Annotated in this window: 12 protein-coding genes and 2 pseudogenes; 10 read left to right on the top strand and 4 right to left on the bottom strand. The window is 33.1% G+C overall.

Features of this window, described 5'->3' with window-relative positions; translation table 11 throughout:
- Positions 1-2 precede the first annotated feature (2 nt).
- Entirely contained in the window at positions 3-611 is a 609-nt protein-coding gene (locus ACNQF6_RS14975; RefSeq protein ID WP_417966744.1) for a YkgJ family cysteine cluster protein, read from the bottom strand.
- Positions 612-1,091: 480 nt separating this feature from the next.
- Between ACNQF6_RS14975 and ACNQF6_RS14970 the strand changes: the two genes are divergently transcribed.
- The 3 genes from ACNQF6_RS14970 (at position 1,092) to ACNQF6_RS14960 (ending at position 2,522) form a co-directional block, all read left to right on the top strand.
- On the top strand, positions 1,092-1,676 hold the full coding sequence (locus ACNQF6_RS14970) for a Crp/Fnr family transcriptional regulator (protein ID WP_417966743.1): 585 nt from the start codon (positions 1,092-1,094) through the stop codon (positions 1,674-1,676).
- Positions 1,677-1,762: 86 nt separating this feature from the next.
- The gene (locus ACNQF6_RS14965; protein WP_417966741.1) at positions 1,763-2,155 is read left to right on the top strand and encodes a hypothetical protein; all 393 of its coding nucleotides are present in this window, start codon (positions 1,763-1,765) and stop codon (positions 2,153-2,155) included.
- A 10-nt stretch (positions 2,156-2,165) separates the two neighbouring features.
- Positions 2,166-2,522 (top strand): nuclear transport factor 2 family protein, encoded by a 357-nt coding sequence (locus ACNQF6_RS14960; RefSeq protein ID WP_417966739.1) that lies wholly within the window; start codon positions 2,166-2,168, stop codon positions 2,520-2,522.
- Between the two features lie 145 nt (positions 2,523-2,667).
- On the opposite strand, the pseudogene ACNQF6_RS14955 reads toward ACNQF6_RS14960, so the two are convergent.
- Together ACNQF6_RS14955 and ACNQF6_RS14950 are read right to left on the bottom strand one after the other, a co-directional pair.
- A pseudogene (locus tag ACNQF6_RS14955) lies at positions 2,668-2,976 on the bottom strand (IS4 family transposase); the annotation flags it as partial.
- A gap of 36 nt (positions 2,977-3,012) precedes the next feature.
- Positions 3,013-3,490, bottom strand: a pseudogene (locus tag ACNQF6_RS14950) (transposase); the annotation flags it as partial.
- 326 nt (positions 3,491-3,816) lie between these two features.
- Here ACNQF6_RS14950 and ACNQF6_RS14945 point away from each other — a divergent pair.
- From ACNQF6_RS14945 to ACNQF6_RS14915, 7 genes are all read left to right on the top strand, one after another.
- The gene (locus ACNQF6_RS14945) at positions 3,817-4,770 is read left to right on the top strand and encodes an ion channel (protein ID WP_417966738.1); all 954 of its coding nucleotides are present in this window, start codon (positions 3,817-3,819) and stop codon (positions 4,768-4,770) included.
- 74 nt (positions 4,771-4,844) lie between these two features.
- Positions 4,845-5,741: a MerR family transcriptional regulator gene (locus ACNQF6_RS14940; RefSeq protein ID WP_282711851.1), complete on the top strand. Its 897-nt coding sequence runs from the start codon at positions 4,845-4,847 to the stop codon at positions 5,739-5,741.
- A gap of 39 nt (positions 5,742-5,780) precedes the next feature.
- Positions 5,781-7,256 (top strand): phytoene desaturase family protein, encoded by a 1,476-nt coding sequence (locus ACNQF6_RS14935; protein ID WP_417966736.1) that lies wholly within the window; start codon positions 5,781-5,783, stop codon positions 7,254-7,256.
- Between the two features lies 1 nt (position 7,257).
- A complete protein-coding gene (locus tag ACNQF6_RS14930) occupies positions 7,258-8,097 on the top strand; it encodes a phytoene/squalene synthase family protein (protein ID WP_417966734.1) in 840 nt (279 codons plus the stop codon).
- Between the two features lie 48 nt (positions 8,098-8,145).
- Positions 8,146-8,586: a sterol desaturase family protein gene (locus ACNQF6_RS14925; RefSeq protein ID WP_417966732.1), complete on the top strand. Its 441-nt coding sequence runs from the start codon at positions 8,146-8,148 to the stop codon at positions 8,584-8,586.
- A 157-nt stretch (positions 8,587-8,743) separates the two neighbouring features.
- On the top strand, positions 8,744-9,205 hold the full coding sequence (locus ACNQF6_RS14920) for an SRPBCC family protein (protein WP_417966730.1): 462 nt from the start codon (positions 8,744-8,746) through the stop codon (positions 9,203-9,205).
- Positions 9,205-10,500 carry a cryptochrome/photolyase family protein gene (locus tag ACNQF6_RS14915; RefSeq protein ID WP_417966728.1) on the top strand — a complete coding sequence of 432 codons (1,296 nt, stop codon included), beginning with the start codon at positions 9,205-9,207 and terminating at the stop codon, positions 10,498-10,500. The genes ACNQF6_RS14920 and ACNQF6_RS14915 overlap by 1 nt, the downstream gene beginning before the upstream one ends.
- Before the next feature lie 133 nt (positions 10,501-10,633).
- Here the strand turns inward: ACNQF6_RS14915 and ACNQF6_RS14910 are convergent, their stop codons facing one another.
- The gene (locus ACNQF6_RS14910; RefSeq protein ID WP_417966727.1) at positions 10,634-12,052 is read right to left on the bottom strand and encodes an SDR family oxidoreductase; all 1,419 of its coding nucleotides are present in this window, start codon (positions 12,050-12,052) and stop codon (positions 10,634-10,636) included.
- Between the last annotated feature and the right edge of the window lie 20 nt (positions 12,053-12,072).

Genomic DNA, 12,072 nt, shown 5'->3' with positions numbered 1-12,072 from the left:
TTTTAGGCGATGTTTTCGAGACCGCCCGGAAATGGTCTGTACGCATAATAATGCAAGACTTCTTCGATGGCAGTTATTAAAGCTTCATTTATAGGAAGTATGGTAGTGGCTAATCTACTGTCAATTTGTGAGAGTTGCATGTAGTAATCAGTAAAAACAGGTACGTAGAGTCCTTTGCTGATGGCTTCTTCGGCCGTTTTGTAGTTTTCTTGTTGTCCTTCTTTGATTATTTTGCAAGTAGCTAATCGTAGTTTGCCATATTTGTCTCTACTAGCGGCATACCCAAAAAGCCTGCAAATTAATCCGCGATAGCGATAGTTGCTGCAACTTCCCATATTTCTGTCAAGAACAGTAAGTGGTCGGAATAGATGACAATTGCTGTCTGATTTGTTGTTCAGATCGACTAACATTTCCTCAGCTTTCCCGTTTAAAAATAAATACAATGCCCACGGTAAAAACTCCAAAGGGGAAGCATTTATGTCTGGAGTAGAACAACACTTGCCACAACCGGTGCGACACTGTAAATGGGTTTCTGATTGGAACACTGTAACTTCATTTTCAAGACGGTCAAATAATTCTTCAACCAATCGAACTTTGTGTTCTATAGACATTAATTTCTTGGTAAGGTAGGCTATTAAAAACCGTTACAGTGATAATGTCGTTTTACTTGCTGATTATATTCTTTTAAGTGTGTATCGAAAGTTAAAGTAATCGCGTTGCAAAGGCTACTATGGTACTCTAAATTAATATTGGAACTCGTAACAAACGCACATTATTAGGATTCCTTGTCGTTGCGGTGTCAAAGTCGAAGATATTTGCCCAGCGTTTACGACAAGTATACAGGAGAGCTGGCTTTTGTGTGGGATAGTGTTTGCGCTAAGACTCATTGATGTGGGGGCAAAGTCAGTGACATTTGCGCAGCGTAAACCGACTAACTCTTCGTAGAACGGGTTTTGAACATTAGCAGATTTTTAGTTAATTATTTAAGAGAAAAAGTGGTGTTTTGCCATTGAAATTTCGCCAGTTATTTAATTAGAAAAAAATGCTTAATTTTGATAAAGTAATCAAAATTCGTAATACGCAAGAACTAAATGAATACCACAATTTTTAAAAACATCTTGCAGAGTGTAACTCCAATATCGGAAGATGAGTGGCAACATTTTGAGCAGTTTTTCACGAATAAAAAACTACTGAAAAATGAAACTTTGTGGCGAGAAGGGGAAGTTTGTAACCATATAGTTTTTATTAAAAATGGATTAATCCATAGTTTTTATACTAAAGAGGGCAAGGAAATTTGCACAAATTTATACTTTGAAAACTCAATTTTTTATGACGATTATAGCTTTATAAATCAAGAACCTTGTGTTTTGAATTATCTAGCTTTGGAAACAACCGAGCTTATTGTAATTCCTAGAATTGCACTATATGAAATGTTTGATAAATACAAATCCTTTGAACGATTGGGACGAATGATGGTAGAACGGCAACATACCATAGCTATAAAAGAACAATTAAATTTTAACGGAAACAAATCCGAAGAGAAATATATAAACTTGATTGCTTCTCAATCGCAATTACTACAGAGAGTTCCTTTAAAAATAATCGCTTCTTACCTAAATATTACACCCGAACATTTAAGTAGAATTAGAAAAAAGATATTGATTTCAAAGTCTTGATATTTGTCAAGATAATAGTTTTGTTTCTTGATAAACAACAAGTTTTTTAAAATGTTTTCTAGTGATATTTGTAAATAAAAAAACAAATGACTAAAAAAACATTTTTAACTACAGCCTCAATAATAGCATTTTCTGTTGGAATCTTTGCATTATTATTTCCGAGTATTTTATTAGAAGGCAAAGGTGTAATGCCATTGAACGGGACATTAGTTTGGACAAGAGAAACAGGATTATTACTTCTTGCTATTGGAATAATCGCTTTCTTAATTAGAAAAAACGATGATTCTGAAACCTTAAAAGCATTTTTTTTTGGAAATAGTTTCATTCAAATTGGTTTATTCATTATTGAGTTATCAGCCTATTTTGATGGTATAATTACAAAATTATCAGGAATAATTCCTAACCTAATACTTCACCTTTTGTTAGCTATTGGATTTATTCACTTTTGGGCAACAATGAAATTAAAAACTACTAAATAAAACCAATAAAATGACAAATAATTTACATTTAGATATTTGGGAAGCATATAGTGCATCTTGGACTGAGCAAAACCAAAAAATTCGCAAAGAAATTTTAAATAAAATACTTGTTTCGGATTGTAATTATACCGATTCAAATATTGATATTGTAGGGATTGACAACCTCTTAAAATATATGAGTGAATTTCAAAATGGATTTCCCGGAGCTAGATTCGTGGTAACAGATTTTAAAGTTCACCACGATCAAAGTTTAGCACATTGGAATATGGTTGATGGTAACGGAACCGTTTTAAGTACTGGAGCAAGTTTTGGGATTTATAAAAATGCACAATTAACAAAAATGATTGGTTTCTTTTGGGAGGTTTAAATTTTTTAAATAGGATAAAGCATTCAATAAGTAATAAAATATATAAAAGGAAATATTTTTAATACTGAATCATTGCTATCCGAAAGTTTTACTAAATATTGAAAAAAACGTCCAGAGCCCTTATTAACTTGCCGTGATTATAAAATTATGCTGAAAATAAGTCAGAATTGAATTTTAATTTTGGTTCTGACCTTATTTTTTTGGCTCCATTTCCAACTTGATTGCATACATAATCCAAACGGAGATAATGTACTAAACAGATTCTGATTTTTTCAACCAGATTTGAGAAAGACCTTGTCTTTTTAGATATCGTTCTGTTTATTAATTCAACTAGTAAGTAACTAATCAATGCGATGTTAATTTGTGATTTAACCGCATTTTCACATGTATCTAAGAATGTTTTTATCTCTAGATTTTGTTTCATTGCCTTGAAAAATAATTCAATATCCCATTGAGAAGGCTAACTTGCCTATGCCGCATTGATGGTATGTTTTTACTTCCGTTATATTGACCAAGTCCGGAATTTGTAAATTGTCATCTAACAGATGTGTATTTTCAGACCGCCTTTTGCTGTCCGAAACTTTGCCCAATCAAACATACTTAAACAAAGACTAATTGTGGTACTGTCTATTAATTTATATTTTGGTCTTTAATTTCTTTGACGATACTACGTTGAGGTTCGCTTTTTAAGACACTTTAATAATGTTTCAAAAGCTTGTAATACAAGTATTAAAACAATTTTAAATCACGTTTTTTATTGTCATCGCTCATCGTGGATCTTGCCTGACTTTGAGTTAGTACTAAGTCTTCAATAAAAGTATCACTTACCCTAATTCCCGTGGAGATATCATTTAAAGTGTAGCACTTATTCAGCTGTCCGTAAGTTAGGGCAACAAATTGGTCGTAAGTCTTGTATTTATACAAAATTCAATCATCCAACGAGGAACAAGGTTAATGATTTGCCGAATAACTGGTTTTTTATTTTTTTTTCACCTGAAGAGTCCCATAAAGTATTATTTGTTTCACAAAATCAAAAATACGGGATTTTCAGGCTCTTTTCATTTTAGACTTTCGGATAATTATGGTGAAAAAATTATGAATTATTAAAAAAAAATAAAGTTCTTGAAAACGAACATTAATGAGAGATTTAAAACTGTTTTTACAATTCAAAGATTAGTTTTGTAAAAACAAGTTGGGTTTAGAAATGGCATATTCTAAAGGTGAAATCACTTCCTAGTTTATAATAGGTTTTTTGCTATTTTTACTTGGTAATAAATGAATAGCAATAAATGCAATGAAGAAAATAAATTCAAAAGCAAAGGCAGATACAAATACTGGTTTTGGAACAAATGCCAATAATTATGGTGGACGTTTTGTAAATAAAAATGGAACTGCTAATGTAGAGAAACGCGGCATGCATCTTTTGCATCGTATTAGTTGGTATCATACCATGATTGATTTGCCAAGATGGAAATTCATGTTAATTCTTTTGTTATTTTACGTGGGTATGAATTTTCTTTTTGCGGTGCTGTATTATGCCATCGGAATTGAAAATTTAAATGGGATTGATGCTACAGGCTCAAATTGGGTTCAATTTGGACAAGCCTATTTTTTTAGCGCACAAACTTTTACAACAGTGGGGTATGGACACATTAGCCCTTCTGGTTTTTTGACCAGTTTGTTAGCTGCTGCTGAGGCTTTGATAGGGTTATTGAGTTTTGCAATTGCTACTGGTTTATTCTTTGGGCGTTTTAGTAAGCCAACCGCTTTTTTGAAATTTTCTCACAATGCCCTGATCGCTCCTTATGGAGAAATAAAAGGTTTAATGATACGAATTACACCTTTTAAAAACACCAATTTCACTGATGCTGAAGCCAAAATGACTCTAGGTATGAGTGTGGAGGAGAATGGTGTAAAAACGAATAAATTTTATACTTTAGATTTAGAATTGGAGAGAATAAATGCATTAACCTTAAGCTGGACTTTGGTACATCCCATAACTGAAAACAGTCCGCTATATAACTTGACCAAAGACGATTTTGATAGTATCCATGGAGAAATCCTTGTTTTTATAAAAACCTTTGATGACATGTTTAGTAACACCGTTGCCATTAGGACTTCATATACTTTTGAGGAAGTTATTTATGGAGCAAAATTTGAACCTATGTATACTAGAAGTACTGATAATTCCAAAACAGTTCTTGATTTAGACAAATTGAATGCTTTTTACAGCGTAACTTTGGAATAATACAATAGTTTTCAAATTATTTCAAATTTATAATAAAATTTATTTTACATTTGTTTATTAAATTTAGATAAACAATGAACAATATAAAAAGTGTGTTTAGTATAAAAGATCTTGAAAACCTTTCGGGGATCAAAGCACATACTATACGAATCTGGGAGAAAAGATATGATATTCTTCAACCGATGCGTACAGATACTAATATCCGATTGTACGATTTGGCTAGTTTGCAAAAACTATTAAACATAACTTTGTTGCATGACTATGGCTATAAAATTTCAAAAATAGCGACCTATCCACAAGAAAAAATTCCATCGCTTGTACGAGAAATAATTTCGAACAAAACGGCCAAAAGTCATGCAATCAGTGAGTTTAAAATGGCAATGATGAATTTTGACCAAGAATTATTTTTCAATACATACAATTGGTTGATTGCTGAGAAATCATTCAAAGAAGTATTTCATCAAGTCTTTATTCCTTTGATGAATGAGTTGGGATTATTATGGCAATCAGATACAATAACACCAGCCCATGAGCATTTTGTTAGTTATTTAATCAAGCAAAAATTGCTCATAAATACAGAGAAACTTCAAGTTTTGAAGCAAACAAAAAATGATAAAGTTTTTGTTCTTTCGCTACCAATGAATGAAATTCATGAACTTGGATTGATGTATTTAAATTATGAAATTCTTTTACTGGGTTACAAAACCATCTATCTTGGCGAGAGTATGCCAATAAGTAATTTAAAAGATTTGAAAAAACATTTTGACTCTATTGTTTTTATTTCGTACTTCACGGTGCAACCTGAAAGAGATATTTTAAACGACTATGTTCAAAAAATGGCTGATGAATTATTAGATGACAATACGGAGTTATGGTACACAGGACGTTTGGTTGAATTTATTAACAAAGAAGGGCTTTCAGATAAAATATCAATTTTCAATTCCATTTCTGAATTAGTGGATGAAATTTAATTTTTTTTTGTTTAAACTTTTTGTATATTTGCTAAACAAATGAAAGAAATAAAAAAAATAACAATAATAGGGTCGGGGTTTTCCTCACTTGCAGCTTCCTGTTATTTAGCGCAAAGCGGTCACGATGTAACCGTTTATGAAAAAAATGCAACAATTGGAGGAAGAGCAAGACAATTAAAAATGGAAGGTTTCACCTTTGATATGGGACCAAGTTGGTACTGGATGCCGGATGTATTTGATCGTTTTTTTGCTGATTTTGATAAAAAAACTTCTGATTATTATGAGTTAATAAAGATGTCACCTGCGTATCGTGTCTATTACGGAATCGATGACTTCATTACCATTGCAGATAATTTAACCGATATCATATTTGCTTTTGAATCGATTGAAAAAGGTAGCGGAAAAATATTAAATGATTTTATGGCTGAAGCCAAAAGCAATTATGACATTGCAATAAAGGATTTAGTATACCGTCCGGGGGTTTCTCCATTAGAATTAATAACAGTTGAAACGGCTAAAAAAGTAGGACAGTTTTTCAGCAACATCAGTAAAGATATTCGTAAGAAATTTAAAAATGAACGATTGATTCAAATTCTGGAATTCCCAGTTTTGTTTCTTGGTGCAAAACCATCTGATACCCCTTCGTTTTACAGTTTTATGAATTATGCTGATTTTGGTCTTGGAACCTGGCATCCTAAAACTGGAATGTTTGATGTAGTTCGTGCGATGGAAAGTTTAGCAAGAGAATTAGGAGTTACGTTTCACACGAATTCAAATATTGAAAAGATAATTGTTGAGAATAAAACAGCTAAGGCTTTAGTTGTAAATGGCGAAATAATTATATCTGATTTGATTTTGAGTGGTGCCGATTACCATCATACTGAAACATTATTAGATCAAGAACATCGCGCGTATTCTGATGAATATTGGGACAGTCGAGTTTTCGCTCCTTCGTCATTATTATTTTATGTTGGTTTCAATAAAAAAATAGATAATATTTCACATCACGCATTATTTTTTGATGTCGATTTTTATCAACATGCTAAGGATATTTATGATGAACCACAATGGCCAATTGAGCCGTTATTTTATGCTAATTTCCCTTCATTGACAGATAAAACAGCAGCCCCCGAAGGAATGGAATCTGGTTTTTTCTTAGTGCCTCTGGCTCCGGGAATCAATGATACTGAGGCATTACGAGAAGAATATTTTGAAAAAATAATGAATCGTTTTGAAACGTTAACACAGCAAAGTGTAAAAAATAATATTATATTTAAAAAATCATTTTGCAAAAACGATTTTGTCTCTGAGTATAACTCTTATAAAGGTAATGCATACGGAATGGCGAATACATTATTACAAACCGCTTTTTTGAGACCTAAATTAAAAAGTAAAAAAGTAAAGAATCTATATTTTACAGGTCAATTGACCGTTCCGGGACCAGGTGTTCCGCCAGCATTAATTTCAGGTAAATTAGTGTCAGAATTAATTAATAAGCAATTTTCAGAGCAATAATATGAAGCAATTATTTGATGATGTATCTTTTAAATGTAGCAAACTAGTTACAAAAAATTATAGCACCTCTTTTTCTATGGCGGTTTACATGTTGTCGCCAAGTATAAGAGATGCCATCTATAGCATATATGGATTTGTTCGTTTTGCAGATGAAATTGTAGATTCATTTCACGGTTTCGATAAAGAAAGTTTAATCACAGAGTTTGAGGATGAGTATTACAAATCAATTGAAAGAGGAATAAGTCTCAATCCAATTTTGAATTCTTTTCAGCAAACGGTTAAACAATACAATATTTCGGATGATTTAATCCAAGCATTCTTGAGAAGCATGAAATTAGATTTAATTAAATCCGATTATAACAGTAAAGCTGAATATGATGAATATATTTATGGCTCTGCAGATGTGGTTGGATTGATGTGTCTTAAGGTTTTTGTCGCAGGAGATAATAAACGATACGATCAACTGAAAGAAGAAGCCATGCGATTGGGTTCTGCGTTCCAAAAAGTTAATTTTTTGAGAGATTTAAAAGATGATAATTTGGTGTTGAACCGAAATTATTTTCCTGGAGTCGATTTGAATTCATTCGATGAAAAAGCTAAAATAGCAATCATCAATGAAATCGAAGAAGATTTCAAAGTTGCTTATGAAGGAATTGTAAAGTTACCAATAGAAGCTAAATTTGGAGTTTATACTGCTTTTGTATACTACAAGAAACTACTTAAAAAATTAGAAAACACGCCTTGCGATGAAATTGGAAGTTCAAGAATTCGAGTTTCTAATTATACTAAAGCGGGTCTTTTAGCGCAATCTTTTGTAACGTATAAATTAAAATTGGTATAAAATAATACCTTTTTTGAAAAGTATATTTTTAATTAAATAATAAAAATAATGATTTCCTTTTTAATTTTTTTGGGTGTTTTTCTTTTAATGGAGTGTGTGACCTGGCTTACACATAAATACATAATGCACGGTTTAATGTGGTATTTTCATGCCGATCATCACCAACCCAAATACGCAAATGTTTTTGAACGAAATGATATTTTCTTTGTAATTTTTGCTCTTCCCAGCATCGTTCTTTTCTACTTTGGAGTACAAGGCGGTATGAACTATTTATTTTTCATTGGACTCGGAATCACATTTTACGGTTTTTGTTATTTCATGATTCACGATGTATTGATTCATCAGCGTTTCAAGTGGTTCAAAAACACTAATAATAAGTATTTAATAGGTTTACGCAAAGCACACAAAGTACATCACAAACATTTAGGCAAGGAACATGGAGAGTGTTTCGGTATGTTATTCGTGCCTTTCAAATATTATAAAATATAACAGTCCAATTAGGACGTGACCACATGGGTGGGCTTTACGTTCCCTATTTTTTATTATTGTTCTCGTCTAAAGAAAGGAGAATAATTATAAAAGAGTTACACTTTTATCCCTCACGCGAACCTAGTTCCATGAAGATATTTATTCTTAAAACACAACAATGAAAATATACAAACAAGAAACCGTTCAGCATGTAAACGCAACTGTTGAAGAATGCTGGACTTTTTTTTCGAACCCCAAAAATCTTCAGAAAATTACACCGGAAGGAATGGGTTTTCAAATCACGGATTTTGATCAAAAATCCATGTATCCTGGACAAATCATTCAGTATAAAGTAACGCCACTTTTTGGGATAACTTTATCTTGGATGACTGTAATCACTCAAGTAAAGGAAAATAGTTATTTTATAGACGAACAACGTTTTGGTCCATACAGTTTTTGGCATCACAAACATTTTTTTGAAGTAACTTCAAACGGAACTAAAATGACAGATGTTGTACATTACGCATTGCCGCTTGGTTTTCTGGGCCGAATCATGAATATATTGGTCGTTAAAAATAAATTGAAATCTATTTTTGAATACCGTGTCACTAAAGTGGACGAAATGTTTAATTCAAAGTAATGAGTAAGCAAGAAGTTTCTATTTTTTGGTTCAGACGCGATTTGCGTCTGGAAGATAACGTAGGTTTATTTCAAGCGCTACATTCGGAACATGCGGTGATTCCGTTGTTTATTTTTGATGATTCCATTTTAGATAGTTTATCAAAAAATGATGCCCGGGTGGGTTTCATCCATGATTCACTTTCTAAAATAAATACGCAATTACAGGAAATTGGAAGTTCACTTTTGGTCAAAAAAGGAAAAACTTTTGATGTTTGGCAATCTCTTTTAGAAGAATTCGATGTCAAAGAAGTCTTCTTCAACAAAGATTACGAACCGTACGCGACACAGCGTGACTCGGCAATTTGTGAACTTTTAGAAACTAATAAAACCATTGCTTATTTTTTTAAAGATCAAGTTGTTTTTGAAGAAAAAGAAATCACAAAAGCTGATGGATTGCCGTATACGGTTTACACTCCCTTTAAAAATAAGTGGTTAGAAAAATACAAAGCTTTGGCTCCGGTTCCAGAATACGATGCTCCGGGTACGTTTTCTAACTTCCATAAAAACAGTTTTGCTTTTCCTTCTTTAGAACAAATAGGTTTCGAAGAAAGTCTCATAAAAGTTAAGCCACATAATTTAAAATTTATTACTAATTACCAAGATATAAGAGATTATCCAGCCATGGATAAAACCTCTTATTTGTCGCCACATTTGCGTTTTGGAACTGTAAGCGTACGGAAATTAGTCAATTGGGCATTTCATAAAAATGATGTGTTTTTGAGTGAATTGATCTGGAGAGAATTCTTTATGCAAATCTTATTCAGTTTTCCAAAAGTGGTTACGCAAAACTTCAAATCAGCCTATGATGGGATTCAGTGGCGCAATGACGAAGAGGATTTCAAGCGTTGGTGTTCGGGAACAACCGGATATCCTATGGTCGATGCAGGAATGCGTCAGCTAAATGAAACTGGCTATATGCACAACAGAGTCCGAATGGTTGTCGCAAGTTTTCTCTGCAAGCACTTATTGATTCAGTGGCAGTGGGGTGAAGCCTATTTTGCCGAAAAACTACTGGATTACGATATGTCTGCCAATGTTGGAAACTGGCAGTGGGCCGCAGGAACGGGCTGCGATGCAGCACCTTATTTCCGTGTTTTCAATCCGGATATTCAGCAAAAAAAGTTTGATGAAAAAGGAGTCTACATCCGAAAATGGATTAAAGAATTTGATTTAGGATATGGAAAACCTATGGTAGAACACGCAATGGCGAGAGATAGAGCGATTACAACTTACAAAGACGGAATTTTGAAGTAATTTTTCTTTTATTTTATCATTCCGACGAAGGAGGATTTTCATCAGTAATGCATAGCTACGAGTGTGATATCTCCTTCGTCGGAAAGATAAAGACTTCAAAAAAAAGGTCAACTTATATTTTTAAAAAAGGAAATTATTTTATCAATTTCTTCAGCATTCCCTCGAAAATAAATCCATGAAAGGGCAAAACGGAATACCAATATAATTTTCCCCAAATTCCTACTGGTCTAAAAGTCGCTGCTTGATATAAAGTGTTTCCGATAATTTTAAATTCTAACCAAGCATCCCCTGGTAATTTCATTTCGGCAAATAGAATTAATTTCCCCTCTTCTTTATTAGCATATAAAACGCGCCAGAAATCTAATGCATCGCCAGAATGAATATCATGACGGTTCGTTCGTCCTCTTCGGGATCCTACACCACCATATAATTTGTCAATAAAACCACGTAAATCCCACAACCAATCACCATAATACCAACCTGTATCACCACCAATAGACCAAATCCTGTTGATGGTAAAATCCCGATCTATGATTTCCATTTTGCGTCGGTCGATAAAGCAATCTTTTTTTGGAACCTTTAAATATTCTGACAAATTGCTGCTAAAGCGTCCGCTGACCAAAGAATCTTTCCAGCTCGAAGCAACCTTGTCTTCGTCTACTTTTATCAAAGCACGGGAAAGGGCTTGTTTGTAAGTCATAGGTGAAACATTTAGCAAAGCATTGATTTTGTTATCACTGCAAACCACTTCTACTTTCATACTACTGACTAGTGCTGATGCGAGTCTATACGATGTTGAGGTTACAAAATACAACCAATACGAGGAAAACTTTGGGGTCATAATTGGAACAGTAAAAATCCATCGCTTTAGTTTTTTGGCCTCCGCAAAACCTAAAAGCATTTCTTTGTACGTTAAAATGTCAGGTCCGCCAATATCAAAACTCTGATCGTAAGTAAGCGGATTCAATAAAGATTTGGATAAAAAATCAAGAACATCAGGAATTGCAATTGGCTGGCATCTTGTGTTAAGCCACTTAGGAGTAATCATGATAGGCAATTTATTCACTAAATCCCGAATGATTTCGAATGAGGCACTTCCAGAGCCCACAATAATTCCCGCTCTTAATGTTGTTGTGGCGAACGTTCCAATATTTAAAATTTCTTCTACTTTTTTTCTGGAAGATAAATGTTTGGATAGCGATTTGTCATTGATAATTCCGCTCAAATAAATAACTTGTTTCGCTTCGGTTTCGTTCAATCGTTGCACAAAATGAAGTGCTGACAAGCTTTCTAATTCATCAAAATTAGTTGCCGTTCCTGACATGGAATGAATCAGATAATAAGCGGCGTCAATTTTGTCTGGAATGGCTGTCAATGTTTCTTTTTTGAGAAAATCAACTTCAATTACGGTTATGCTTTTTTGAAATTCAATTGGACTATAAAACCTATTTTTATCCCTTACACAACAGATTATTTCATGTCCTTGTGCCACCAACAATGGCAAAAGTCGCTTCCCGATATAACCTGTTGCACCTGTTAAGAGAATTTTCACGGTTTTGTATTTAAATGATA

Origin of the sequence: Flavobacterium pasteuri (assembly GCF_048286615.1) — a bacterium.
Classification (GTDB): domain Bacteria; phylum Bacteroidota; class Bacteroidia; order Flavobacteriales; family Flavobacteriaceae; genus Flavobacterium.
The sequence above is the reverse complement of the archived record's forward strand: the minus strand, read 5'-3'. Positions and strand labels throughout refer to the sequence as shown.